The following is a 24,069-nucleotide window of genomic DNA, read 5'->3' as shown; positions in this document are numbered from 1 at the left end:
CCACCCTGCCTGCGTCATTGAGACCAGCATCCCCACTGTCGCAACCATGAGTCCGCGCGCATGAGCCGCCAACTCGTAGGTGAGTTGATCTCCGAAGCGGTGGCGATGTTCATCATCATCGCGCTCGGCGATTCGGTCGCGGCGATGTACATCCTCTACGACCCCAGCCCGTATCAGAACGCCTACTGGGGCGTGTGTATCGCCTGGGGCCTGTCAGTGACGCTGGCGATCTATGTCACCGGCTCGGTGTCCGGCACGCATGCCAATCCGGCGGTGACGCTGGCGCTGGCGTTGTTCCGCGATTTCTCGTGGAAGAAAGTGCTGCCGTACTGGGGCGCGCAAGTGATCGGTGCGTTTCTGGGCGCGGCCATCGTTTACCAGATGTACTGGCCGGTGATCGATCACTACAACCAGGTGCAACAGCTCACCCGCGAAGCCGGTGGTGCAGCCGGGGTGTTCTTTACCGCACCCGGCCTTGCGGTCACGCCGATGCATGCGTTGGTGGACCAGATCATCATCACTGCGTTCCTGATCTTCGGCATCTTCGCCATCACCGAACAGTTCAACGAAGCCGCGCCGACCGCCAACTCCGGCGCGCTGATGATCGGTCTGCTGGTGGCCACGCTGGGCGCGTCGATGGGCTATCTGGAAGCCTGGGCGATGAACCCGGCGCGCGACTTCGGCCCGCGTCTGTTCGCCTACTTCGCCGGCTGGGGCGAGGCTGCGTTGCCGGCCAAGGACAATTACTGGTGGATCCCGATCGTCGGCCCGTTGATTGGCGGCCCCATCGGCGCGCTCGCCTACCAGTGGCTGATCCTGCCGTTTCTGCCGGCACGCGTGCGGCATCTGCAAGGCGGCAAACCGCCGCTCGATCCGCGGTAATCGCACTGCTGCACGACTGACAGCACAGCGCCGCTGTTGAGCAGGTCTTGAGTTGTTACCGGCCTCTCACACAACGGCGTGCACCACCCACTTTCTCGCCGTGCGCCAGCGCCGGCACTGTTTGAGGAATCTCCGATGGAAAAGCAATACGTCCTTGCGATCGATCAAGGCACCACCAGCTCACGCGCGATGTTGTTCGATCGCCAGGGCAAGGTGGCCGGTGTGGCGCAGCGCGAGTTCGGCCAGATCTTTCCGCAGCCGGGTTGGGTGGAACACAACCCGCGCGAGATCATGACCAGCGTCTACACCACCATTACCGAGCTGCTCAACAACGCGCAGATCGATGCGCGTTCGATCGCCGGTATCGGCATCACCAACCAGCGCGAAACCGCAGTGGTGTGGGACAAGGCCACCGGCCAGCCGATCTATAACGCCATCGTGTGGCAATCACGGCAGACCAAGGACATCTGTACGCAGCTCAAGGAAGCCGGGCACGAGCAGATGGTGCGCGACAAGACCGGCTTGCTGATCGACGCGTATTTCTCCGGCACCAAGGTCAAGTGGATTCTCGACCATGTGGAAGGCGCACGTGAGCGGGCGCAGAAAGGCGAACTGGCCTTCGGCACCATCGACAGCTGGCTGATCTGGAATCTCACCGGCGGCAAGGTGCACGTCACCGACTACACCAATGCCTCGCGCACGCTGATGTACAACATCCACACGCTAGAGTGGGACGCCGAGCTGCTGGCGATGCTCGACGTGCCCGCGGCAATGCTGCCGGAGGTGCGCTCGTCCAGCGAAATCTACGGCATGACCCAGACCCAGTATTTCTACGGCGAGCAGGTGCCCATCGCGGGCATCGCCGGCGACCAGCAGGCCGCGTTGTTCGGCCAGGCCTGCTTCGAACCGGGCATGGCAAAGAATACTTACGGCACCGGCTGCTTTGCATTGATGAACACCGGCGAGAAGGCGGTCGCCTCCAAGGCCGGGTTGCTGACCACGATCGCCTGGGGCATCGACGGCAAGGTCGAATACGCGCTGGAAGGCTCGATCTTCGTTGCCGGCTCGGTGGTGCAATGGCTGCGCGATGGCCTGCGCATGCTGGGCAAGGCCAGCGACTCGCAAGCCTATGCCGAGCGCGCCGGCGACAACGACGGTGTGTATCTGGTACCGGCCTTTGTCGGCCTGGGCGCACCGTATTGGCGCAGCGATATCCGCGGCGCGGTGTTCGGGCTGACCCGCGGCACCACCAAGGAACACTTCGTGCGTGCGGCGGTGGAATCGATGGCGTATCAGACCCGCGACGTACTCACGGCAATGCAGGCCGATTCGGGCATCGAGCTGAAAGAGCTGCGTGCCGACGGCGGCGCGATCGCCAACGACTTCATGGCGCAGTTCCAGAGCGACATTCTCAACGTGCCAGTGCTGCGTCCGGAAGTTTCAGAAACCACCGCACTCGGCGCGGCCTATCTGGCAGGGCTGGCGACCGGCTTCTGGAGCAGCCGCGAAGAGATCGCCAAGCAGTGGGCAGTGGATCGCCGGTTCGAGCCGAACATGGCCGACGACAAGCGCGAACAACTGTATGCCGGCTGGCAGCAGGCGGTGGAAGCCACGATGGGCTTCCGCATCAGCTAAACACTGCCACCGAAACGACTGCGCCCACCATCCGGTGGGCGCAATGTCAGGTTAGCAACTCGCTTGAGTTACGCATTGCAGGGTTGCACGCTGCAGCCCTGCAATGCCGCAGCACTTACTGACCGCCGGTATTGGCGCGGCCGGCAATCGTGTCCGGATCCCAATGTTCCTTGATCAGGCCTTTTTCGATGCGGAACATGTCGAACCAGGTGGTGGTGTAAGTCTTGCTCGGATCACGCGGATCCGGCAGCGTGCGCACCGACACCAGCGTGACCAGGTCGCGATCTGCGGTGATGGCCACCAGCGGCAACTGCACGCGTTCCTGCACCGGCGTCGGCGGCACGAAGGCGGTCAGAAATGCGATGAAGGCGTCGCGCCCGTTTGCCACATTCGGGTTGTGCTGAATGTAGTTCTTGTCCATGTACATCGGCGCGTACTGCACCTGACCGGCTTCGAACACGATGCGCCAGAAGTCGTAGACCAAGCGCTTGTTGGCGGTTTCAATCCAGGTGGAACCGACCAGCATCTTCTGGTGGTTGGGATTGGCGGTCACTGCGGTCTGCGCGAACGCAGCCACGGGCGCCACCAGCATGACCAGTAACAAAGCGCGGGAGAACAGCTTATTCATGGAGTACTCCTTACGTGGAGAAGAGCGCTGCGCTGGCTGGGGGTGCCAGCACGGTGCACCGTTGATTAGTGGATGACGCGCCTTGGCAAACAGTGATTCTGCGCGTCACCGTCACGCTACAGAACAAACCGTCAGACACGCTAGTCTCCCACTGGCGCACCTGGTTACATCCAGGAATGCAGGTAATATGGAAATCACCTTCGCCGTGTTATCACTCGTCTGGAGAATTTATTAAGTGAAAATGGATCCTCTAAACCCTTTTCCACAAAGGAGGTCACCGATCTTTCAGAAATCGACCACATTAGCGAATGACACTGCACCTCAATTCATTACAAATTCACCCAGATCATCTTTTATGGATGGAGCGATGTTCTGCTGCCTTATGTCTTTAACGATCCGTCCCTGCTCCATAACCAGAATCCTCTCAGCACTATTTATGGTCTCTGGACGATGGGCAACGATAACCCTGGTGAGACTCATTTTCTGGATAGCATCATTAACCAATTTCTCCTTCATAACATCAAGATGGCTGGTCGCTTCATCCAGGAAAAGAATCTTTGGTTTTCGATAAAGCGCACGAGCGAGAATGATGCGCTGCTTCTGCCCGCCAGACAGCGAACTCCCCATATCCCCGATCAGACCATGATAGCCCATTGGCATGCATGCAATATCTTGGTGGATGGCGGCCATAGACGCCGAATTCTCGATACGCGCCTGATCGAACGAATTGTCAAAGCAGCTAATGTTCTCAGCAATACTTCCGGCAAACAACTGATCATCTTGCATCACAGCACCTACGATTGATCGCACATTGCGCGGACCGCATTTATGTATATCTACGCCCCCGAAACTGATTGTACCCTCTGTCGGCTTTAGCAAACCAAGCATGAGTTTTATCATTGTCGACTTTCCACATCCAGATGTACCGATGATGGCAACAGATTCGCCCTGAGCAACTTGGAATGAACAATTGCGGATGACCCATGGCTCTCCATCTGCATAACGAAAAGACACGTTAAATGCCTCGATGCTGTAATTCAGCGGAGCATCTAGTTCCGGCATCCCTAATGATTCGTCAGGCTCGGCTAGCACGATGTCGGCAAGCCTTTCTCCATGAAGCTTCAACATACGAAAATCTACAGCCTTATCGATAAGCGCCGCAGTCCTCGCCGCAAACTGATCTTTGTAGGCAAGATACGCAACAAGCATACCCACTGAGAATACATTATTCATAGCCAACATCGCACCTATCCAAATTACGGCGATGCGCTCAATACCAAAAACCAACTGACTTGAACTGGTAAAGCCTAGCGTGAGCTTTGCTAGCCTTACTTCCTCGTTGATCGTATCGACCATCAGATTTTCGTAAGTCGCCTGCCTTGAAGGCTCTTGGCCGGCGATCTTCAAGCTCTGCATGCCCCGGATGGATTCAAGAAGATGAGACTGCTGCTTGGCGCCTGAAACAAGATGACGTTCAGTGCGGTCTCTCATAGGGCCGTATGCAGCACTTCGGATAATCAAATAAATAGTGACTGCTAACAACGTCACTAGCGCAAGCTTCCAACTATAGAGAAGCATGACCCCAAATGTGACCAGTGCCATAAGACCATCAATCAGTGCTTCGACGAAGCTGGTAGTCATCGTCTTTTGGATCGATTGTACAGAGGAAACACGTGACGTAATGTCCCCCAAATGTCTCTTCTCGAAAAAGTCCAAGGGCAGACGCAGCAAATGAGAGATGACATTCCCCATCCACCTGATCCCCAACCGCGATGACAGATAGATGACGGCCCAGCCTCGAAGCAGACCTATTGCTACCTGTAGAAGCATGGCAAGACCAAAACTGATTCCGAGAACTGTAAGCAAATCACGATCCGCAGATATCAAAGCTTGATCAACCACCCATTGCGTAAAGAATGGAGCGAGTACTACAAATACCTGAAGTGCAATTGATAACAGCAGGATGAGCCCCAGAGAGTGCCACAGTCCATCAATGCGTCCAGTCAGCTGACTTACAGTGATCGATGGCCCACTTACCTCCTTCTTGAATTCTGCTAACGGGTTGAGCTCCAGCGCGACACCCGTAAAATGGTCTGAAGCCTCAGCTCGTGTCAGGACGCGACGGCCAATCGCAGGATCCAGGATGACTACATTTGAACGAGCGACTTTTGTCAGCACCACATAGTGATTCAAATCCCAATGCAGTATGCAGGGCAACTTCAGGTCATCCAAATGCTCCAGATCAAGTCGGAGCGGTCGGGATGATAAGCCGAGCTGCTGTGCGATGTGAATCAACTGGCTTAGCTTTGCCCCCTTTAGAGACAAAGGAAAGCGTCGCCGAATTTCGGTAAGCCCAATATTACTTCCATGAAAATTGGCGATCATGGCGAGCGACGCCAAGCCACATTCTGTCGCCTCGGATTGCAATATAGGCTTCATATTATTACAATTCTTAATTTGTGCACGAAAAAATTCTCAACCACTTGAGAAAATAGGACTTAAAAAATTTACCTAAGTGCGTGCAAACGGGGGACGTGCCATCATCCGAAACTAAATAAACTCATAATAACTACTTCACATCCTCGTGAGTCCTTCCAGTTTTCTTATTCCATGCATCCGTCAGTCGAGCCGCAGTGATCACAAGCGCCGCAAAGCAAGCTATAGGCAGGAACTTTTTGTCGGCCGTGGCAACGAATATCGCTAGGCCGCTGGCGCAAGCTGCAAATGTTGCATTGCTAATTCCATGGATCTTCATTTTTTGTGACCTTGGATGTAGTTTTATAAGATAATCGCCCAGTCGCAGCAAAACGTTGAAACTAAATATTTATTTACAACATTTTTAAGAGGGCGGCGTATGCCGCCCTCTAGTCATCTTATCAATTCAGATTCAGATAGTGCCCGATAATCGCACCATGGATACCACCGCTGACAGCACCAGCAAACGCACCGACTGGACCACCGACCAAGAAGCCGATTGAGGCTCCCGCAACTACGCCGGCAGAAAATCCATTCGAAGCACCTTCGCCTGCACCATCGACATCGTTTATTTCTAAATAATTTAGTTCACGCATGTCCGTAGCCTTTAAATTTCTGTAGATTTCATGAAATCAAATGAGATAGAGAGCGACCGCGATGCCACCGCCGATGAGGGCGCCAGCAGCAGCTCCAGGCAGACCGCCAACGAAGCCACCGGCGAAACCACCAGCACCTGCGCCGGTCAGGAACGCGGTGGTGGCACCACCCTCACCATCAACTTCGAAAGTCTCTTCAATAGTAAGTTCACGCATAACTTTCCCCCCTAATGTAGGCACACACAATGCGTGTGCAGAAAGCTGGACTATGCCAGCGGCTCACAGTGTTCAGTCAATGCTCAAGTCATCGACCGAACACAGTTCCTTTAATTGAGTAGATAGGCTCAAGTACCCACTCAAAAAATGATCTAGATTCGCCAAGAATGTCTGCATCTACAAGCATTCCTGGCTTAAGTTGCTCAGCTTTTCCATATGCGTCAACTGTCTGTGTCTTTAGTGCAACTGTGATCCTGTACATAGGCTCGGCTGATGCAACCGCTGGATTTGATTCCAGAGTGCTCCGACTGATACGGGAGACAAGTCCCTCATGATGACCAAATTTCTGATATGGATATGCCTGATAGCGAAGTAATACTTTGTCCATCGGCGAAATAAAGCCGATCGCTCTGCTTGGGATCAAGAGTTCAGCTTCCAGTTTTCCATCGCCCGGCAACACACTCACTAGAGGTTGTCCGTTCTGCACTGCCTGACCTGCCTTGACTTGCTGGGCCGCAACTATCCCCGACGCAGGTGCAATGATCGCAATTTCACTACGGGCGACATTTTCAACACGCTCTTGCTCAAGCGAGGCGATATTCTGCTGAAAACTGGCATAGGCTTCTTGATCCTCGCTCGGAAGCTCATTGAGCATCTGTGCTATTTGATCGATCAGCCTACGCGTCGAAATTGCCTGTCGCTGCAGGGCCTGCATCTCGCCTTTCTGCGCAAGCGCAGCTGACTCCTGCTGCTTGATCTGTAAAATACTGACATATCGCTCATCTTCGAGCAGAAGCAAACGATCGAGCGTTTCCTGCGCAATCCGGATTTGCTCCTTGCGTGTAAGGATTTCGATTTCTATTTGACCAAGCTCGCTTCGCGCATTAGTCAGCTGTCTAGTTAGTCCATTGCGCTGCGCCTCGAACTTCCGTTTCCGTGCAACTTGTGCAGCCTCTAGGCCTGCCGCCCTTTGTCCAAGACGTACCCCAAGCGCGGCGAGCGTATCTCCATCTGTGGTTGTAGCGCGAGGGACCGTCAACACCGCCATTACTTGGCCGACCTGCACACGATCACCTTCTGCAACGTTGATTCGTGACATGAAACCACTCGCAGGCGCAGCCACTACAGCCATTCCATTTACGGGAACAAGCTGCCCCGCCACATGCGAGCGGCGCGTGTAAGAACCAAAGGCCAGCAAGAGCACGACTGCGAGTGCAATTGCACCCGAACTGATCGCTAGTATCCAAATGCTTGTTGGCTGAACGATAGATATGGTTCCCAACCAGCCAATACGCTTAGCTTCCACCACTTCCTTGCGAAATAGATCCGACATCTATGCCAACACCCCCCGTGCGTTTAGCATTTATATGCGAAGAGCGGACGCCACTGCAAGAGGGTCAATCGAAAAATTTTAAGGAAGGTCTGATCAACGCCGTCTTGGGAGGAGGCAGGCCCCATCGGCCATGCCGACCGCGCTCTGGCTCTCGGTTTTTCGCCGTTTCCGGCGCGTCTCCGAGGTGTAGCCCGCGTTACAGCCACGCCCTCCCCCAAAGACAAGCATCAACAGCTTTGCTTCAAAAACGCAAGCAGCGTCAGCACCTGCGCAGTGTTCTTCGCCAGCTCGCGATAGCGCGGCTTGACTTAGCCAAACTGGCGTTTGATCACTCGAAAGGGGTGTTCCACCTTCGCACGCAGGCTGGCGTTGGTGTGCTCCCAGCGTTTGGCTCACTTCAATTCGCGCTTGCTCTTGATCTGCTTCAGTTTCGAGGGCTTTTCCGCGATCAGATAGCGTAGCGTGCGCTTTCAGTTGTACTCCGCGTCGCCGAAAGACAGTGACATCGCCCTTATCCCATTGGAATTTAAAAGATTTTCGTAGGATCAGAGGAGTTATTTGGCCCTTCATTAAACTCGGAGTCTGGCGACATGCCTCCTACAGACAAGCCCTGCAACCTTTCTCACGACTGTAGGTACAGCACGAACCCAGCGAGTGGGCTCGGACACTCAGGTAACCCTGGCAGTGCACAACAAAGTAAATAATTAAATATAATATATTAAATATATATATAAATTTAAGACTGCCGATACCAGCAGGGGAGATGATGCAATAATTTGAGTGATTTGCATCAATGGCCATATTATGCACAGGTGACGGGAAGTCCGTAATTAGCTCCCGAGCGCTGATCCTTATAGTTACGCTGTCTCAGTCGGGCAGGAGGACTAACGGCAGCCCCGCATAGTTCTCTGCGATGGTCACCTGACCCGCCTTACTATCCAGCAGATAGTCGATCTCGGCAGTACGTATGCGTGCGGCAAATGCATCGTCGTGGTCGAGGGTATGCAAAAGGCTGGTCATCCACCATGAAAACCGTTCGGCCTTCCAAATCCGCTGCAGCGCCAGCGCCGAATACTGCTGCAGCACCGCTGTATCGCCACGCTCTTTCCAGCGTTCGAACAACTGTGCGAGTAAGCCGACATCGGCCAGCGCCAGGTTTAAACCCTTCGCGCCAGTCGGCGGCACGATATGCGCCGCGTCGCCGGCCAGAAACAGGCGACCGTACTGCATCGGTTCGGCAACAAAACTGCGCAACGGCGCAATGCTCTTTTCGATCGATGGGCCGGTCACCAGTTGCGTGGCCAAGGTGTCTGGCAGCCGCGCACGCAATTCATTCCAGAATGCCTGGTCGCTCCAGGCCTCCACACGCGCATCGGCAGGCACCTGCACGTAATAGCGTGAGCGTGTGGGCGAGCGCATCGAACACAACGCAAACCCGCGTGGGTGACGTGCGTAGATCAGCTCATCGTGCACTGGCGGTGTGTCGGCAAGCACGCCCAGCCATCCGAACGGATACACGCGCTCGAACAGGCGCAGTCGCTCGGGCGGAATGCTGGCGCGGCTGATGCCATGGAAGCCGTCGCAGCCAACGATATAGTCGCAGGCGATACGCTGGCGTTGGCCATCATGGGTGAATTCCACTGCGGGCGCATTGCTTTGTACCTCGCACAGGGTGACGTCCTGGGCGTTGTAATAGGTCGGCGCAGCGCTACGCGCACGTGCCTGCATCAGATCGGCGGTAACCTCGGTCTGGCCGTAGACGGTGACGCCACGCCCGCAGCCGCGCAGCAGGTCGATGCGCTCACGCTGGCCATCCAGCGACAGTTCGAAGCCGTGATGCAGCAAGCCTTCGCGCTGCAGGCGCTCGCCGACGCCTGCGCGCTGCAGCAGCTCCACACTGCCCTGCTCCAGCACGCCGGCACGAATACGGCCGAGCACGTGCTCCGGTGTCTGCCGTTCGATAATGACGGTATCGATGCCGGCGCGCAGCAACAGCTCGCCCAGCAACAGGCCGGACGGACCTGCGCCGATGATCGCAATCTGGGTTCGCATGCAATGCTCCTGCCTCAGCGGGCTGATGCAGGCCAGTGTCGGTAGCCAAGCGTGCGCTTTGAAGGGATGATTGCGTGCAGTGCTTGGACTTTTCGACGATGCCGACACGCGCGCCCGATATTGCTGCAGCCACCCACGTGCCCGCCTTTGGTCTGTACGGCGAGCACGATGCCGACGCGCCGGAGTTATTGCACTGGGAGTCGATCGCCGCACGTAGCCGGTTGCACGATTGGCATATCGTGCCGCACCGCCACGAAGACCTGGCGCAGCTGCTCTACGTGCAGCGCGGGCCGGCAATGCTGCAACTGGATGGCCGCAGCCAACGCCTGCGCGGCGCAACCGTGGTGTGGCTGCCGCCGTTATGCGTGCACGGCTTCGGATTCGATCCACAGGTGCGCGGGCACATCATCACCTTGTGCATGCCGTTGGTACGCAGTGTACTCAGTGCCACACCACTGCTGCAGCGCGCATTGGCGGCGCCTTTGGTGTTGCAGGTCAATCAAGCACGCAGACTGCTCGACGTGTTGTTCGCCACCATTGCCGACGATCACGCACGCCAGCGCATCGGCCACGAGGCCGCGTTGCAGGCGGCTGCGGCGCAGCTGTTGATCTGGACGGCGCGCACGGCACTGGAACGCGCACAAGATGCAGCTGCGGTAAGCCCGCAGGCCGATCCGGCATTGCGCCATCTACGCGGCTATCAGGCCTTGATCGACCAGCACTATCGGGCGCATTGGCCGATCTCCCGCTACGCCGATCAATTGGGACTGACCCCGGGCCATCTCAACGCACTGTGCCAGCGACTGGCAGGTGCCTCGGCATTACGCCTGCTGCAGCGCCGGATCATGCTGGAAGCACGCCGCAGCCTGCGCTACACCAGCCTGAGCGTGCAACAGATCGCGGCCAGCCTTGGATTTTTCGACGCTGCGTATTTCAGCCGCTACTTCGCCCGCCACACCGGCTGCTCGCCTACGCGCTTCCGTGCTGGCGATTGAGAGCGGCTGACAAGACTATGGCGCTCACCGCTATTTGGGCGCAGCCGGCTATTACTCAACCCCCGTACGTCTTGAAGTGATTGCAGAGCATGGATAGCTCAGTTGCCAGGGCGGCTGATCTGCGGGTTGGCTGCAGGGCCCTTGCCCGCCCACCATCGCGGGACACGCCGCAAGTACGTCCATGTAGGCTCTTACGCGGCATCCATGCCGCGTAAGAGCCCGCGACGGTGGGCGGGCAAGGACCAGTCGAGAGTGTCGGTGTGCAGGGTTGCAGGCAATGCATGACGTGCTTCTGATCTGCTAGCTATCGTGTCGTTCTGCGACCCGCACCAGCAAGGACACGCTACTTGTGGGGCCCTCAGCTTTTTACCCAGCGACCGACCAACATTCTGGTGCGGTGTCCTCACCGATTGCGGGACCGTGTGGCGGCATGGATGCCGCCACCGAGCCTACATGGACGTACTTGCGGCGTGTCCCGCGGGCGGTGAGGGCGCCGCGCCCTCGACTGACTAGGTTTGAGCGCATTTAGACGCCGCCACGACTCGAAATCTTGCTTGTCTTGCTAAGTGATTGGACAGTGCAGGCAGGTCGTGCTGAGTGGCGAGGGCACCGCGCCCTCGGCCAGCTCGCCCCCCGACCAGCTCGTCCTCACGACAACCTAGCCAGTTCTCAACGCCCCGGCTCGCGTAACGGGCCCGGGCTTGGACGCTTGGTCAGCTTGCGCTGCAGCGAGCGGCGGTGCATGCCCAGCAGGCGTGCAGCAGCGGAGACGTTGCCGCCGGTTTCGTGCAGTGCCTGCTGGATGTGCTCCCACTGCAGACGGCTGAGCGGTGTCATCATTTCCTGCGCGGTTTCTTCTTCGTCCGGCTCGGGTAGCTCGTCGTCTTCTTCGCCCAGCGCGCGCATGATGGTGGGGATATTGGCCGGCTTCGGTAGATAGTCGTCGGCGCCGAGTTTGATGGCCTCCACTGCGGTGGCGATGCTCGCGTAACCGGTGACCAGCAGGATGCGCATGTCGGTGCGAATCTCGCGTAGCGGCTGGATCAGGTTCAAACCCGAATCGTTGCCGAGCTTGAGATCAATCAGCGCGAAATCCGGCAAAGCACTGCGCGCGATCGACAACGCACTGGCCGCGTCGGTGGCGGTCAGTGTTTCCACACCGCGTCGCGCGAGGCTGCGTTGCAGGGTGCGCAGGTACAAGGTGTCGTCGTCGACCAGCAGGCCGGTACGCAGGGGAGTGCTTGTCATGCGAGTGCCTCGTGTTCGGAGAGCGGCAGACGGAAACCGACGCGGGCGCCGCTGCCTTCGGCTGGCAGCATCCACAGCTCGCCCTGCAGCCGTTCGACGGTGGCGTGCGACAACGCCAATCCCACCCCCATGCCGTCGTGCTTGCCGCTGTTGAACAAGGTGCCCGGCAACATGGCTTGCGAGGTGTCGAAGCCAGGCCCGTAGTCGCGCACTTCGCCGCTGAGATGGTCCTGCTCCACGCGCAGGGTGAGATCGATCTGCGGGCGCCCGGCACGTTCGCCGGCATCGGCCGCGTTGTTGAGCAACACCATCAGCAGATGGCTGACGCCGGGCTGCAGCAGCAGGCGCATTGGGGCGTCGTCGTTGCGGCGCAGCTCGATAGTCGGGCGCACCAGCCGCCATTGTTCCAGCACGTCCTTGACCGCTACCTCGCGGCTCAGGTGGCCGTTGTCGGCCGGCGCTGCCAGTGCCAGCACGCGCTCGTGGCACTGCACCAGCAACTCGCGCAAGGTATCCAGATCTTCGCGCAACTCGCTCTGGTCGCATTGGTCGGCGATGTCGTCGACCAGCAGGGTCATCGTCGCCAACGGGGTATTCAATTCGTGCGCGACCGAGGCCGCATGCGTGGCCAGCGCCACGATGCCTTCGTTGCGTGCAAAGCGCTCGCGCAACGTGGAAATCTCGCGCTCGCGCTCGCGCATCGACAAGGCCAGCCGCGTGGCGAACGCCAGCACCACCACCGTGGAGAGCAGGAAGTTGGCTGCCATGCCCCACATGTGCAGGCTCAGCGGGTCGAAGCTGCCGTAAGGCAGCGGCAGGCCGAAGGCGGCGCTGATCACGTAACCGGCCACACAGGAGGCAGCCACCGCCATTGCCCAGCCCAGCGGCAGAGCCAGCGCGGCCAGCGCGATCAACACCAGGAACAGCGAGCCGAACGGGTTGGCGATGCCGCCGCTCCAGCCCACCATCCAGGTCAGCACGGTGACATCGACCAGGATGTGGCCGAACTCGGTGGCCGGGCTGACCGCGCCGCGGTGGGCTACCCGCAGCTGTGCATACAGGTTGAACACCGCCAGCGCGGCCACGCCGGCCCACAAGGGTTGCTGCGGCAGGTCCAGGCCCATCAGCCCGGTGGCGACCAGGATGGTGGCGGCCTGGCCGGCGGTGGCCAGCCAGCGCAGGCTGCACAGGGTTCGCAGGAAGGAAGCGTCGGAGCTGTTCATCACGGCAATGCTATGCGCTCGGGGAGGTGGCGGTATGCGACAAACCGTCGCATCGGCGTGGAAGACCGCCCACGCGGTGCTTCAGCTGTGATCGGACCGCTGACAGGCTAAAATACCGCGATGTACGACGCCGTGACTCGCCCAACCCCTCCCGCCGACGCCACCGCCTGGCCGCGCCGCATCACCCAGGCCGTCAAGATCGGTAGCGTGATCGTGGGCGGCGGCCACCCGGTGGTCGTCCAGTCGATGACCAATACCGACACCGCCGACATCGCCGGCAGCGTCAAGCAGGTGTCCGAGCTCTGGCGCGCCGGCTCGGAAATGGTGCGCCTGACCGTCAACAACGCCGAATCGGCCGCGGCCATTCCGCGCATCGTCGACAAGCTGCGCATGATGGGGATCGAGGTCCCGTTGATCGGCGACTTCCATTACAACGGTCACCAGCTGCTCGCCGCCGAACCGGCCTGCGCCGAAGCGCTGGCCAAGTACCGCATCAACCCCGGCAATGTCGGTTTCGGCAAGAAGAGGGATCTGCAATTCGCGCAGCTGATCGAATTCGCCATCAAGTACGACAAGCCTGTGCGCATCGGTGCCAACTGGGGCTCGCTGGACCAGTCGCTGGCGGCGCAGCTGATGGACGAGAATTCGCAGCGCGCCACGCCCTGGGACGCCGGCCGCGTGCTGCGCGAGGCCTTGATCCGCTCGGCGGTGGATTCGGCCGAGCGTGCGGTGGAACTGGGGCTGGCGCGCGAGCGCATCATCCTGTCGGCCAAGGTGTCCGGTGTGCAGGAGCTGATCGCGGTGTATCGCGACATGGCGAGCCGCTGCGACTTTGCGCTGCATCTGGGCCTGACCGAGGCCGGCATCGGCAGCAAGGGCATCGTGGCCTCGGCTGCGGCGCTGAGCGTGCTGCTGCAGGAAGGCATCGGCGACACCATCCGTATCTCGCTGACGCCGGAGCCGGGCCAGTCGCGCACCCAGGAAGTGATCGTTGCGCAGGAGCTGTTGCAGACCACCGGCCAACGCGCCTTCACCCCGATGGTCACCGCGTGCCCGGGCTGCGGCCGCACCACCTCCGAGTTCTTCCAGGAACTGGCCGGCGTGGTGCAGAACCATGTGCGCGCCAAGATGCCGGAGTGGAAGATCAGCAATCCCGGTGCGGAAAACATGACCCTGGCGGTGATGGGCTGCGTGGTCAACGGGCCCGGCGAATCGCGTCACGCCAATATCGGCATTTCGTTGCCGGGCACCGGCGAGGCGCCGTCGGCACCGGTATTTATCGATGGCGAAAAAAGCGTCACCCTGCGTGGCGAGAACATCGCCTACGAGTTCATCGATCTGATCGACCAGTATGTCGAACGCACCTATGTCCGCCGCGCCGGCTGAATCGCCGGCCGGTTTCAGACATTGGCTGCGCAACAATGCGTGGCGCATGGCGTTGTTGTTCGCCGGCGTGTTGTTGCCGCTGGGGCTGTTTGTTGACCTGGCCGATGAAGTCCACGAGCTGGAAAATTTCTACTTCGACGAGCCGTTGCTGTGGAGCATGCGCAGCATCGCCACGCCGGGGCTGGATGCATTTTTCGGCCTGATCTCCAGAGTCGGCTACCAGTACGGCGTGATTCCGATCGATATTGCGATCGTGCTGGTACTGCTGGCGTTGCGGCGCTGGCGCGAAAGCACCTTCGCCGCGTTGGGGTTCGGTGGCTCGGCGTTGTTGAACATGGGCGCCAAACAGTTCTTTCAGCGCAATCGTCCGAGCTTGTGGGAATCGATCGCGCCGGAAAGCACTTTTAGCTTTCCCAGCGGGCATGCGATGGGCTCGATGACGCTCGCCGCGGTGGTCATCGCGCTGGCCTGGAACACGCGCTGGCGCTGGCCGGTGACCATGATCGCCAGTCTGTTCGCAGTGCTGGTAGGCGTGTCGCGGATTTACCTGGGCGTGCATTACCCCTCCGACATCCTGGGCGGCTGGTCGGCCGCACTGGTGTGGGTGGTCGGGTTGTATCTGGTGATGTTTCGCGGCGCACGGCGGCCGCATTGGCGTCGCCATCGCGCTGGCGCTTTCGTATCGCCGGAGTAGGTTTCGCGTTTCTGCCCGGGCTGGCGTAACCGCACGACTATCGTCATCGATCTGCAAGGTGCTGGCCGCCGAGACGGCGCGTTGCCTGCTAGAGACGCGCAGCGCAGTTGTCCTGTCGCCGCGCTTGCCCGCGACGATGCAACAGCCCACGCTCTTTGGAGGATCTCCGCGTGCAAGACGTCTTACCGAACGACTCCCACCCAAAGCAATGTCGCGTGTTGCGTGCCAGCGAAAGCGCACTGGCAGCGCAAGGCGTCCATTACGCGATGGGGATCTCCGCGCAAAGTACCGGCGCGACAGGACTAAGCATGCATGTTGTGACCATCGCGCCGGGCGCACGCGCCAAGCCGCATCTGCATGCCTCGCATGAAACCGCCATCTACGCGCTGACCGGAGTTTCCAAGGTCTGGCATGGCGCAGCCCTGGAGCATCATGACGTGGTGCAGCCGGGCGATTTTCTGTATATCCCGGCCGGGATGCCGCATCAGCCTTATAACGACGGCGTGGAAGCGGCCGTGGTGCTGGTGGCCCGAACCGACCCGAATACGCATGAAAGCGTCGTGCTGCTGCCCGAGCTCGATGGGCTGAATGGCTGAACGTGCGGACTGACAGCGTGTCTGCAGACGGGGGCGCGTCTGGAATGTGCCGATCGCAGCGGCCAACACTGCCTTGCACTCAGGCACGACTTGCTCGCTCCCGTCGCGACAACTGCAGCCCGATCACGCTGCCAATCACTGCCAGCAGAATCATGTAGTACGCCGGTCCCATCGGGTGCTGCTTGAGTAACATCACCACCACCAACGGTGTCAGACCACCAAAGACGGCATAGCCCAGGTTGTAGGCGAACGACACGCCAGACAGGCGCACCACCGGCGGAAATGCTTCGACCATGATGCGCGGGATCGCACCCAGGACGCCGAGCGCAGCGCCCAGCAGGGCATACAGCGGAAACAACAGCTGCGGGTCGCCCGCCAGTCGATAGAACAGCCATGCGCTAATGCCCAGAAACATACTGCCGGCAAGCAGCACGCGTCCGTTGCCCCAGCGGTCGGACAAAGCACCGGCCACGATCGAGCCGATGGCCTGCAGCAGGACCGCGAGCAGATTGGCCTGCAACGCAACCGCTGCCGGGTAGCGATACACGCTCTGCAGCAGCGTGGGCGTCATCAGCGATACCACCAGCACCCCGGCCGCGACCATCCAGGTCAGCCACAACGACAGCGCCACACTGCGTGGATGATCGCGCAGCACCACCTTGAGTGGCGTTTCGCGCGCGATCGCACGCATGGCCATCAGTTCGGCGAACACCGGGGTTTCGTGCAGCCAGCGCCGCAGATAGACCGAAAGCAGCCCGAAGACCCCGCCTGCCAGGAAAGGCAGGCGCCAGGCGTAGTCGGCGATCTCCTGCGGGGTGAAGGCGCGGTTGATCGCCCCGGCGCTCAGCGAACCGAGCAGGACGCCGGCAGCCAGGCCGGCGGTCAATGTCCCGCAAGCGAGTCCTCTGCGCTGCGCCGGCACGTGTTCCGCGACGAACACCCATGCACTGGGGACTTCGCCGCCGATGGCCGCGCCCTGCAGCAACCGCATCGTCAGCAGCAGGAGCGGTGCGGCCAGGCCGATCTGCGCATAGGTCGGCAGCACGCCGATGGCCAGCGTGGGCAATGCCATCAGCCCGATGCTCAGCGCGAACATGCGCTTGCGACCAAGCAGATCGCCGAAGTGCGCCATCACGATCCCGCCCAGCGGGCGGATCAGGTAGCCGGCCGCAAAGATGCCGAAGGTCTGCAACTGGCGCATCCAGTCCGGGATGCCTGGCGGAAAGAACAGCTCTCCCAGCACCGTCGCGAAGAAAATGAAGATGATGAAGTCGTAGAGTTCCAGCGCGCCGCCCAGCGCAGACAGGGCCAGCGTCTTGTAATCGCCGCGTGTGAGCTGGGTTGCTGGTGCAGTGCCTGGTGATGGGTCGGTCTTCAAGGCGTGACCTCCTGTGGCAGGTGATGGCGCGCATGCGCGTGCTGGAACGGTGATCTTTAACGCAGCTGTGCTGCCGCGCCAGCAAGGCACAGCTTGCACGTTTGTACGCAAGCAAGACGCAGGTGCACTTCGGTAAAGGCGCGGTGGCTGCGTCTTCGATGCCGATCAATCGTGCACGCTTGCCAGCGCCGCCGCCTCAGCGTGCAGTGCGGTGGTATCGAATAGCGGCAGCGGCGCATCGGCGGCACCCACCAGCAGCGAAATCTCGGTGCAGCCCAGGATGATCGCCTGCGCAGCTTGCTGGCCGACGCATGTCCCCGATCAGGCCAATGGTTTTGCTTGGAACTGGCATGCCGACCTCATCGCGGAGCATTCAATGAAAGTGCGCCTGCCGACGTGGTCCCGTCAATGTCAGGGTCGCGCCGACAGCGCAGTGTACGTTGGCATCGTTGCCATGCCATCGCGCGGGCCTGCGAGGCGCCGCTGCACGGACGGTTGATCACTCGCCTGGTTTTACGCCCTCTACCGGCGCGTGCGTGGCAGCGCGCCGTGCCAGCACGCTTTCGCGATGGGCGATATAGACGTTGGCGCCGATGATGATGGCCGCACCAATCAAGGTGTGGCGTTCGATCGCCTCGCCGAACAACCACCAGCCCAGCAACGCCACCAGCGGCAGCTGCATGAAGCTGATCGGCTGCAGCGCCGAGACTTCGCCCAGCTTGAGCGCGCGCGTCCAGAACAACTGCCCTGCGGTGCCGAAGATGCCGGTCGCCACCAGCCACAGCCAGTCGATGCCCTGCGGCCAGGTCCATTGAAACATCGCCGGAATCAATGACATCGGCACCCAGAACACATAGGTGTAGAACACCACAGTGTCGGAGTCGTCGTTGCGCGAGAGCTGTTTGATCTGGATCGCGACAATGGCGCTGATGACTGCAGCCAACAGCGCAACCAACAAGCCGGGCGTAAAGGTGGACGAACCCGGCCGCAGGATCACCAACACACCGATGAATCCTGCCGCCACTGCCAGCCAGCGGCGCATGCGCACCTGTTCGTGCAGCCATACCACCGCCAAGACGGTGACGAACAACGGCGTGGAATACGACAACGAAATCGCCTGCGACAGCGGCAGATGGCCGATCGCCCAGAACCCGCACAGCATCGAGGCCAGACCGATCGAGGTGCGCGCCAGATACTGCGGCAATTGCCGCGTACGCGGCAGCGGTTTGCCCGGCCGCACGATCAGCGGCAACAACGCCAATAACCCGAACGCGTTACGAAAAAACGCAATCTCGGTGGTGGAGATATTGCTTGATGCCAGCCGGATGGCGATGGCCATCAGGCCGAAGGCGAAGGTACTGGTGAGCATCCACAGCGCAGCACGTCGTGATGCCTGCTGCGCTGTCACCAATGCGCTCCGATGACGCGCGGTTCCGGTTCAAGAATCACCGAGTAACGCTCGCGTACCGACTCGGCGATGCGCCGTGCAAATTCCAGCAATTGCGCGCCGCTGGCCGTGCCGTAGTTGACCAGCACCAGTGCGTGGTCCGGCGACACACCTGCATCGCCCTCGCGCCGGCCTTTCCAGCCGCACTGCTCGATCAACCAGGCCGCTGACAATTTGCCCTGGCCTGGCTGTTCGCCGGGATACACCGGCATGTCGGCAAACGTGGCTTGCAGCGCGGCGATCTGCTCGCTGGGCAGCAACGGATTCTTGAAGAAGCTGCCTGCATTGCCCAGCACATCCGGGTCCGGCAATTTGCGCTGGCGGATGTTGATCACTGCCTGTGCCACATCGGCCGCGCCAGCCAGTTCGGCGCCCATGCTGGCGAGTTCCTCGCGGATACCTGCGTAATCCAGCCGCAGCTCGTGCAGCAGCGGCAGATTGAATTCCACCGCGACGATCAGATAGCGCTCCGGCAGTTGCTTGAACACGCTGTCGCGATAGCCGAACGCGCACTCGGCCGCAGCCAGCCGCACAAACTGCTGCGTGTGCCGATCGAAGGCTTCCACCACATGGATGAAGTCGCCCACCTGCGCACCGTAGGCGCCGATGTTCTGAATCGGACAAGCGCCTACCTTGCCGGGAATCAATGCAAGATTTTCCAACCCCGACAGGCCTTGCTGCAGCGAATACAGCACCAACGCATGCCAGTTGACGCCGGCACCGGCGCGCACGATGGCGTGGTCGGCGTGGTGCGCGATGATGCTCAGATCGCGGTTCTCGAAACACAGCACGCAGCCCGGCGGGTCGCCAGCCAGCAACACATTGCTGCCGCTGCCCAGGACCAATAGCGGTTGCCCGGCGATCTCGGGAGCGGCCAGTGCCTCGGGCAATGCGTCTGGCACATGGATGCTGAGCAACCAGCGCGCCGTGGCCTCCACATGAAAGGTGTTGAGCGCACGCAGCGGCGCGTGCTCGCGCAACTGCCAGCCCGGCTGCACGGCCTGGCTCATAACGGCGACACCGCACCGCCGCTCGGCGCTTCGCGGCGGCGACGAATTGCATCCACGCATTCGCCGATCAACTGCGGCCCGCGATACACCAGGCCGCTATAGCACTGCACCAGGCTTGCGCCGGCGGCCATCTTCGCCAGCGCATCGGCACCGGAGTTGATACCGCCCACGCCGATCAACGGAATCGATTCGGGCAGGCGCGCGCGCAAGCGGCGCAGCACCAGGGTGGATTGCCCCAGCAGCGGTGCGCCGGACAGTCCACCGGCCTCGCCAGCCAATGGATGGTTGGCGATCAAGGTGCGCGTCACCGTGGTGTTGGTGGCGATCACGCCATCCACCGCCAGGTCGGCCAGTACGCGCGCCGCAGCATCGATGTCGCGGTCGTTGAGATCCGGCGCCACCTTCACCAGCATCGGCACGCGTTTGCCATGTTGCGCAGCCAGGGCTTCCTGGGTTTCGCGCAACTCGGAAATCAAACGACGTAGCGCCTGTTCTTCCTGCAACTCGCGCAAGCCGGCGGTGTTTGGGGAGGAAATATTGACGGTGATGTAGTCGGCCAGCGGGTACACGCGCTCCATGCAATAGCGATAATCGCTGGTCGCCTCTTCGTTGGGCGTGTCCTTGTTCTTGCCGATGTTGATGCCGAGCAGCCCGCCGCGACGGCGCGCGCGCTGCACGTTGGCCACCAGCGCATCCACGCCCAGATTGTTGAAGCCCATGCGGTTGATCACCGCCTGATACTCCGGCAGCCGGAACATGCGCGGCTTGGGATTGCCTTCCTGCGCACGCGGCGTCACCGTGCCGATTTCGACGAAGCCAAAACCCAGCGCCAGCAGCGCATCGATATGTTCGCCGTTCTTGTCCAGCCCGGCACCGAGCCCGACCGGATTGGGAAACATCAAACCGAATGCGGGTGTCGGCAGCGGCACCGGGCGCTTGGCCAGCAGCGGCGTGGTGCCGGTGCGGTAGGCGGTGTCGATGGAGCGCAGGGCCAGCGCGTGGGCGCGCTCGGCGTCGAGGGAAAACAGCAAGGGGCGGGCAAGCGAATACATGCGGGTCAGTTCAATCTCCCGGCGAAAACGCGGGTCTGGTATTGGAAGTCGATGTGTCCGTCATGCGCATGCGCATCGAACAGCGTGCGTAGCGCGGCGAGCATCGGTGCATGGCGCGGGTCGTGCGCAAGCGGCGCATACGAAGACGACAATAGCCGGCCGCGCAAGGCGTCGAAATCCAGCTGTTGCGCATTGGGAAAGCGCGCCATCGCGCGGAAGCCATCGCCGAACCAGGCCTGCATCGTGGCGTCGTCCTGGTAACGCTCGGCCACGGCCGAATAGTCGGTGCCGTAGTCCAGCAGGATTTGCTCATAGCCGCGCAAGAAGTCGGTGGTGTCCAGCTCGCGGGTGTTCCAGTAGATCATCGCCAGCCCGTCGGGCTTCAGGATGCGCGCCCATTCGGCGCGAATGGCCTGCGTGTCGAACCAGTGGAACGCCTGCGCGGCAGACACCAGGCCAACGCTGGCATCGGCCAGCCCGGTGGCCTCGGCGGTGCCATCGATCGCCTGAAACTTGGGGAACCCCGCCAGCCACTGCTGCGCGGCTTCACGCATGGCCGGGTTGGGTTCCACTGCCGTGACCGGATAACCGGCCTCCAGAAACAGGCGGCTGGAGATACCGGTGCCGGCGCCAATATCGGCCACCGCGGTTGCCGGGGTCACACCCAATTCTTCGTGCAACCAGCGTAGCAACTGCGGCGGATAACCGGGCCGGTAGCGCACGTAGGCCGCGACGCGGTCGTTGAAGCGCTGAGCAGAGGAGGGCGCGGCCATGCTCAACTGTTTGCGGCCGCAAGCCAGGCCATACCGCCGAAAAACAGGATGAAGATCGCGAGTCCTGCCACCCAGAGCGCCACCGCCAGCCAGCCAAGAATCAGCCCGCCGATGGCCAGCCCGTCGCCGTCCAGGCCTTGCGGGTTGCGGCGGATTTCCGCCCGCGCCAGATGGCCGGTAATGATGGCGCAGAGGCTGCCCAGGAACGGGATGAGCGTCCAGCCAAGAATGCCTGCAACCAGGCTGACGATGGCCATGGCACTGGTCTGTCGAACGACGACGTTCATCAGCAACTCCTGTAGAAGGGCCGGCAGCCGACGGCTGACGTACCGCGATTATCCCAGAGCGGCCGCCCGAAAGGCGTGCCGTTTGCGGCCAAACGGCGATCGCGTGGGCGCGTTTGGCGCATTTGAGCGCTCGAATCGGCTGAGTGTGAGGCGTTGGGTGCCGCTACTCACGGCAACAAGGGGGGCAGGATGCTCCGCAGATTGCTGGTCCGGTGGCCTTGGTGCAGGCGGTTATCGGCTGCCGGTCGCGGGACATCGGCGACCAACGCCGTCACTGTCAGGCTGTCTCGCCAGCAAGCCGCCGACCGCAGTGCAGCGGCGTTGCCCAGCCGCAGATACGGCAGCGCGCCGGGCATTCTCCGGCGCGCCATGCGGTCTTCAGTCAAGATCGAACTTGATGCCCTGGGCCAGCGGCAGTGAGTCGGAGTAGTTGATCGTATTGGTCTGGCGACGCATATAGACCTTCCACGCATCCGAGCCGGATTCGCGACCACCGCCGGTTTCCTTCTCGCCACCGAACGCGCCACCGATTTCCGCCCCGGAGGTGCCGATGTTGACGTTGGCGATGCCGCAATCGCTGCCGGCTGCCGACAGGAACTTCTCGGCCGCCTTCAGGTTCTGGGTGAAGATCGATGAGGACAGGCCCTGCGGCACACCGTTCTGCAGCTCGATCGCCTCGTCCAGCGTGCTGTACTTCATCACGTACAGGATCGGCGCGAAGGTCTCGTGCTGCACCACTGCGTCGCTGTTCTGCAGCCCGGTGACGATGGCCGGAAGCACGAAGTTGCCGGGGCGGTCGATCGCGGTGCCGCCCACTTCGACCGTGCCGCCAGCGGCCTTGGCCTTGGCGATCGAGGCCAGGAACTGCTCCACCGCGCCCTGGCTGTTGAGCGGGCCCATCAGGTTGGCCGGATCTGTGGGGTCGCCGATCTTGCTGTCGAGCTGCTTGTACGCCTTGACCAGCGTGGCCAGCACGTTGTCGTAGATGGATGCGTGCACGATCAGGCGGCGCGTGGTGGTGCAGCGCTGTCCGGCGGTGCCCACCGCGCCGAACACGATGCCCGGGATGGCCAGCTTCAGGTCGGCGGTTTCGTCGAGGATGATGGCGTTGTTGCCGCCCAGCTCCAGCAGGCAACGGCCCAGGCGGTGCGCGACCTTCTCGGCGACCACGCGGCCGATCTGGGTCGAACCGGTGAAGCTGATCAGCGGCACGCGGCCGTCTTCGACCAGCTTCTCCGACAAGGAGGTGCCGGCATCGTTGATCAGGAAGAAGATGTCCGGGAAACCGGCGTCCTTCAACGCCGCATTGCAGATCTTCATCGTCGCGATCGCGGTCAGCGGGGTCTTGTTGGACGGCTTCCAGATGCAGATATCGCCGCAGATCGCCGCCAGAAACGCATTCCACGCCCACACCGCCACCGGGAAGTTGAACGCGCTGATGATGCCGACCAGGCCCAGCGGCTGGTACTGCTCATACATGCGGTGGCCCGGCCGCTCCGAGTGCATGGTGTAGCCGTAGAGCATGCGGCTCTGGCCCACCGCAAAGTCGGCGATGTCGATCATCTCCTGTACTTCGCCATCGCCCTCGGGCTTGCTCTTGCCCATTTCCAGCGCCACCAGCGAGCCCAGCGCATCCTTGTGCGCACGCAGCGCCTCGCCACACAGGCGAACGGCTTCGCCACGGCGCGGCGCAGGCGTGGTCCGCCACACCTTGAAGGCGGCCTGCGCACGTTGCACGATCAGCTCGTAGTCGTCCGGCGTGGTCGCCTGCACATCGGCGATGACTTCATTAGTAGTCGGATTGACCGGCTGCAGCACCCCGGCGCCGGTGGCCTGCGACCAGGTCGCCTCGCCAAGATAGGTACCGGAATTGGACGCGGCGAGGTCGAGCGCCTTGAGCAGGTCAGCGGACATGGGATCTCCAAAGGTCGGGACGGTCGCGCGGCGGCCAGGGCCCCCGCGACACGGGTAGCCGCCGATTTTAGCAGGCTCCGCCGACCACCCACCGGCTTGGCAATCGCAACGATCGTGCGACAATGCCGCCCTTGGCCCCGTAGCTCAGCTGGATAGAGCGTCCCCCTCCTAAGGGGAAGGTCGCCCGTTCGAATCGGGCCGGGGTCACAAGGATCAATGGATAACTTTTTGTCCAGATTTGTAATGTGC

21 protein-coding genes, 1 tRNA gene and 2 pseudogenes are annotated in these 24,069 nt (G+C 61.0%); 8 read left to right on the top strand and 16 right to left on the bottom strand.

The window, feature by feature from the left end; translation table 11 throughout:
* Nucleotides 1–60: 60 nt before the first annotated feature.
* Nucleotides 61–882, top strand: a complete 822-nt coding sequence (locus tag ABS769_RS03850; protein WP_317060930.1) for an MIP/aquaporin family protein — start codon at nt 61–63, stop codon at nt 880–882.
* 135 nt (nt 883–1,017) lie between these two features.
* On the top strand, nt 1,018–2,517 hold the full coding sequence (gene glpK / locus ABS769_RS03845; RefSeq protein WP_104592572.1) for a glycerol kinase GlpK: 1,500 nt from the start codon (nt 1,018–1,020) through the stop codon (nt 2,515–2,517).
* Nucleotides 2,518–2,632: 115 nt separating this feature from the next.
* Here the strand turns inward: glpK and ABS769_RS03840 are convergent, their stop codons facing one another.
* From ABS769_RS03840 to ABS769_RS03830, 3 genes are all read right to left on the bottom strand, one after another.
* Nucleotides 2,633–3,145, bottom strand: coding sequence for a nuclear transport factor 2 family protein (locus ABS769_RS03840; protein WP_317060928.1), 513 nt, complete (start codon nt 3,143–3,145; stop codon nt 2,633–2,635).
* A gap of 321 nt (nt 3,146–3,466) precedes the next feature.
* Nucleotides 3,467–5,584, bottom strand: a complete 2,118-nt coding sequence (locus ABS769_RS03835) for a peptidase domain-containing ABC transporter (RefSeq protein ID WP_317060927.1) — start codon at nt 5,582–5,584, stop codon at nt 3,467–3,469.
* 437 nt (nt 5,585–6,021) lie between these two features.
* Nucleotides 6,022–6,216 (bottom strand): hypothetical protein, encoded by a 195-nt coding sequence (locus ABS769_RS03830; protein WP_317060926.1) that lies wholly within the window; start codon nt 6,214–6,216, stop codon nt 6,022–6,024.
* A gap of 30 nt (nt 6,217–6,246) precedes the next feature.
* On the opposite strand from ABS769_RS03830, the gene ABS769_RS03825 reads away from it, so the two are divergent.
* Nucleotides 6,247–6,447, top strand: a complete 201-nt coding sequence (locus tag ABS769_RS03825) for a hypothetical protein (protein ID WP_317060925.1) — start codon at nt 6,247–6,249, stop codon at nt 6,445–6,447.
* A 73-nt stretch (nt 6,448–6,520) separates the two neighbouring features.
* Here ABS769_RS03825 and ABS769_RS03820 read toward each other — a convergent pair whose 3' ends face one another.
* The 3 genes and pseudogenes from ABS769_RS03820 to pobA form a co-directional block, all read right to left on the bottom strand.
* Nucleotides 6,521–7,765 (bottom strand): HlyD family secretion protein, encoded by a 1,245-nt coding sequence (locus tag ABS769_RS03820; RefSeq protein ID WP_317060924.1) that lies wholly within the window; start codon nt 7,763–7,765, stop codon nt 6,521–6,523.
* 227 nt (nt 7,766–7,992) lie between these two features.
* A pseudogene (locus ABS769_RS03815) lies at nt 7,993–8,235 on the bottom strand (transposase); the annotation flags it as partial.
* Nucleotides 8,236–8,632: 397 nt separating this feature from the next.
* Nucleotides 8,633–9,817, bottom strand: a complete 1,185-nt coding sequence (gene pobA, locus ABS769_RS03810; RefSeq protein WP_317060923.1) for a 4-hydroxybenzoate 3-monooxygenase — start codon at nt 9,815–9,817, stop codon at nt 8,633–8,635.
* 98 nt (nt 9,818–9,915) lie between these two features.
* Here pobA and ABS769_RS03805 point away from each other — a divergent pair, with 98 nt between their 5' ends.
* Nucleotides 9,916–10,812 carry a helix-turn-helix domain-containing protein gene (locus ABS769_RS03805; RefSeq protein ID WP_317060922.1) on the top strand — a complete coding sequence of 299 codons (897 nt, stop codon included), beginning with the start codon at nt 9,916–9,918 and terminating at the stop codon, nt 10,810–10,812.
* Between the two features lie 669 nt (nt 10,813–11,481).
* Here the strand turns inward: ABS769_RS03805 and ABS769_RS03800 are convergent.
* Both ABS769_RS03800 and ABS769_RS03795 read right to left on the bottom strand, forming a co-directional pair.
* Nucleotides 11,482–12,060 carry a response regulator transcription factor gene (locus tag ABS769_RS03800; protein WP_006449316.1) on the bottom strand — a complete coding sequence of 193 codons (579 nt, stop codon included), beginning with the start codon at nt 12,058–12,060 and terminating at the stop codon, nt 11,482–11,484.
* Nucleotides 12,057–13,283, bottom strand: coding sequence for an ATP-binding protein (locus tag ABS769_RS03795; RefSeq protein WP_180973927.1), 1,227 nt, complete (start codon nt 13,281–13,283; stop codon nt 12,057–12,059). The genes ABS769_RS03800 and ABS769_RS03795 overlap by 4 nt, the downstream gene beginning before the upstream one ends.
* 120 nt (nt 13,284–13,403) lie before the next feature.
* On the opposite strand from ABS769_RS03795, the gene ispG reads away from it, so the two are divergent.
* The 3 genes from ispG (at nt 13,404) to ABS769_RS03780 (ending at nt 15,959) form a co-directional block, all read left to right on the top strand.
* A complete protein-coding gene (gene ispG / locus ABS769_RS03790; protein ID WP_317060921.1) occupies nt 13,404–14,669 on the top strand; it encodes a flavodoxin-dependent (E)-4-hydroxy-3-methylbut-2-enyl-diphosphate synthase in 1,266 nt (421 codons plus the stop codon).
* The gene (locus tag ABS769_RS03785; RefSeq protein WP_317060920.1) at nt 14,650–15,363 is read left to right on the top strand and encodes a phosphatase PAP2 family protein; all 714 of its coding nucleotides are present in this window, start codon (nt 14,650–14,652) and stop codon (nt 15,361–15,363) included. The genes ispG and ABS769_RS03785 overlap by 20 nt, the downstream gene beginning before the upstream one ends.
* A 308-nt stretch (nt 15,364–15,671) precedes the next feature.
* Nucleotides 15,672–15,959: a cupin domain-containing protein gene (locus ABS769_RS03780; protein WP_317060919.1), complete on the top strand. Its 288-nt coding sequence runs from the start codon at nt 15,672–15,674 to the stop codon at nt 15,957–15,959.
* Between the two features lie 79 nt (nt 15,960–16,038).
* Here the strand turns inward: ABS769_RS03780 and ABS769_RS03775 are convergent, their stop codons facing one another.
* From ABS769_RS03775 to amaB, 8 genes and pseudogenes are all read right to left on the bottom strand, one after another.
* Nucleotides 16,039–17,337, bottom strand: coding sequence for an MFS transporter (locus tag ABS769_RS03775; protein WP_317060918.1), 1,299 nt, complete (start codon nt 17,335–17,337; stop codon nt 16,039–16,041).
* Nucleotides 17,338–17,502: 165 nt separating this feature from the next.
* A pseudogene (locus tag ABS769_RS03770) lies at nt 17,503–17,652 on the bottom strand (aspartate/glutamate racemase); the annotation flags it as partial.
* A gap of 184 nt (nt 17,653–17,836) precedes the next feature.
* On the bottom strand, nt 17,837–18,748 hold the full coding sequence (locus ABS769_RS03765; RefSeq protein WP_317060917.1) for a DMT family transporter: 912 nt from the start codon (nt 18,746–18,748) through the stop codon (nt 17,837–17,839).
* Nucleotides 18,742–19,794: a UDP-N-acetylmuramate dehydrogenase gene (gene murB / locus ABS769_RS03760; RefSeq protein WP_317060916.1), complete on the bottom strand. Its 1,053-nt coding sequence runs from the start codon at nt 19,792–19,794 to the stop codon at nt 18,742–18,744. Before murB ends, ABS769_RS03765 begins: the two co-directional genes overlap by 7 nt.
* Nucleotides 19,791–20,846, bottom strand: coding sequence for a quinone-dependent dihydroorotate dehydrogenase (locus tag ABS769_RS03755; RefSeq protein ID WP_317060915.1), 1,056 nt, complete (start codon nt 20,844–20,846; stop codon nt 19,791–19,793). Before ABS769_RS03755 ends, murB begins: the two co-directional genes overlap by 4 nt.
* A 5-nt stretch (nt 20,847–20,851) precedes the next feature.
* Nucleotides 20,852–21,619: a class I SAM-dependent methyltransferase gene (locus ABS769_RS03750; RefSeq protein WP_317060914.1), complete on the bottom strand. Its 768-nt coding sequence runs from the start codon at nt 21,617–21,619 to the stop codon at nt 20,852–20,854.
* Nucleotides 21,620–21,621: 2 nt separating this feature from the next.
* Nucleotides 21,622–21,906: a DUF4190 domain-containing protein gene (locus ABS769_RS03745; RefSeq protein WP_006449325.1), complete on the bottom strand. Its 285-nt coding sequence runs from the start codon at nt 21,904–21,906 to the stop codon at nt 21,622–21,624.
* Between the two features lie 378 nt (nt 21,907–22,284).
* The gene (gene amaB / locus ABS769_RS03740) at nt 22,285–23,820 is read right to left on the bottom strand and encodes an L-piperidine-6-carboxylate dehydrogenase (protein ID WP_317060913.1); all 1,536 of its coding nucleotides are present in this window, start codon (nt 23,818–23,820) and stop codon (nt 22,285–22,287) included.
* 133 nt (nt 23,821–23,953) lie between these two features.
* Here amaB and ABS769_RS03735 point away from each other — a divergent pair.
* A tRNA-Arg gene (locus ABS769_RS03735) sits at nt 23,954–24,027 on the top strand.
* Nucleotides 24,028–24,069 lie beyond the last annotated feature (42 nt).

It is taken from the genome of Xanthomonas hortorum (assembly GCF_040279205.1).
GTDB classification, from domain to species: Bacteria; Pseudomonadota; Gammaproteobacteria; order Xanthomonadales; family Xanthomonadaceae; genus Xanthomonas; species Xanthomonas hortorum_F.
The sequence above is the reverse complement of the archived record's forward strand: the minus strand, read 5'-3'. Positions and strand labels throughout refer to the sequence as shown.

Excerpts from the sequence above, each read along its gene's own strand:
- ABS769_RS03850 (WP_317060930.1), top strand. The coding sequence starts at position 61 with ATGAGCCGCCAACTCGTAGGTGAGTTGATCTCCGAAGCGGTGGCGATG.
- glpK (WP_104592572.1), top strand. The coding sequence starts at position 1,018 with ATGGAAAAGCAATACGTCCTTGCGATCGATCAAGGCACCACCAGCTCA.
- ABS769_RS03840 (WP_317060928.1), bottom strand. The coding sequence starts at position 3,145 with ATGAATAAGCTGTTCTCCCGCGCTTTGTTACTGGTCATGCTGGTGGCG.
- ABS769_RS03835 (WP_317060927.1), bottom strand. The coding sequence starts at position 5,584 with ATGAAGCCTATATTGCAATCCGAGGCGACAGAATGTGGCTTGGCGTCG.
- ABS769_RS03830 (WP_317060926.1), bottom strand. The coding sequence starts at position 6,216 with ATGCGTGAACTAAATTATTTAGAAATAAACGATGTCGATGGTGCAGGC.
- ABS769_RS03825 (WP_317060925.1), top strand. The coding sequence starts at position 6,247 with ATGAAATCAAATGAGATAGAGAGCGACCGCGATGCCACCGCCGATGAG.
- ABS769_RS03820 (WP_317060924.1), bottom strand. The coding sequence starts at position 7,765 with ATGTCGGATCTATTTCGCAAGGAAGTGGTGGAAGCTAAGCGTATTGGC.
- pobA (WP_317060923.1), bottom strand. The coding sequence starts at position 9,817 with ATGCGAACCCAGATTGCGATCATCGGCGCAGGTCCGTCCGGCCTGTTG.
- ABS769_RS03805 (WP_317060922.1), top strand. The coding sequence starts at position 9,916 with ATGCCGACACGCGCGCCCGATATTGCTGCAGCCACCCACGTGCCCGCC.
- ABS769_RS03800 (WP_006449316.1), bottom strand. The coding sequence starts at position 12,060 with ATGACAAGCACTCCCCTGCGTACCGGCCTGCTGGTCGACGACGACACC.
- ABS769_RS03795 (WP_180973927.1), bottom strand. The coding sequence starts at position 13,283 with ATGAACAGCTCCGACGCTTCCTTCCTGCGAACCCTGTGCAGCCTGCGC.
- ispG (WP_317060921.1), top strand. The coding sequence starts at position 13,404 with ATGTACGACGCCGTGACTCGCCCAACCCCTCCCGCCGACGCCACCGCC.
- ABS769_RS03785 (WP_317060920.1), top strand. The coding sequence starts at position 14,650 with ATGTCCGCCGCGCCGGCTGAATCGCCGGCCGGTTTCAGACATTGGCTG.
- ABS769_RS03780 (WP_317060919.1), top strand. The coding sequence starts at position 15,672 with ATGCATGTTGTGACCATCGCGCCGGGCGCACGCGCCAAGCCGCATCTG.
- murB (WP_317060916.1), bottom strand. The coding sequence starts at position 19,794 with ATGAGCCAGGCCGTGCAGCCGGGCTGGCAGTTGCGCGAGCACGCGCCG.
- ABS769_RS03755 (WP_317060915.1), bottom strand. The coding sequence starts at position 20,846 with ATGTATTCGCTTGCCCGCCCCTTGCTGTTTTCCCTCGACGCCGAGCGC.
- ABS769_RS03750 (WP_317060914.1), bottom strand. The coding sequence starts at position 21,619 with ATGGCCGCGCCCTCCTCTGCTCAGCGCTTCAACGACCGCGTCGCGGCC.
- ABS769_RS03745 (WP_006449325.1), bottom strand. The coding sequence starts at position 21,906 with ATGAACGTCGTCGTTCGACAGACCAGTGCCATGGCCATCGTCAGCCTG.
- amaB (WP_317060913.1), bottom strand. The coding sequence starts at position 23,820 with ATGTCCGCTGACCTGCTCAAGGCGCTCGACCTCGCCGCGTCCAATTCC.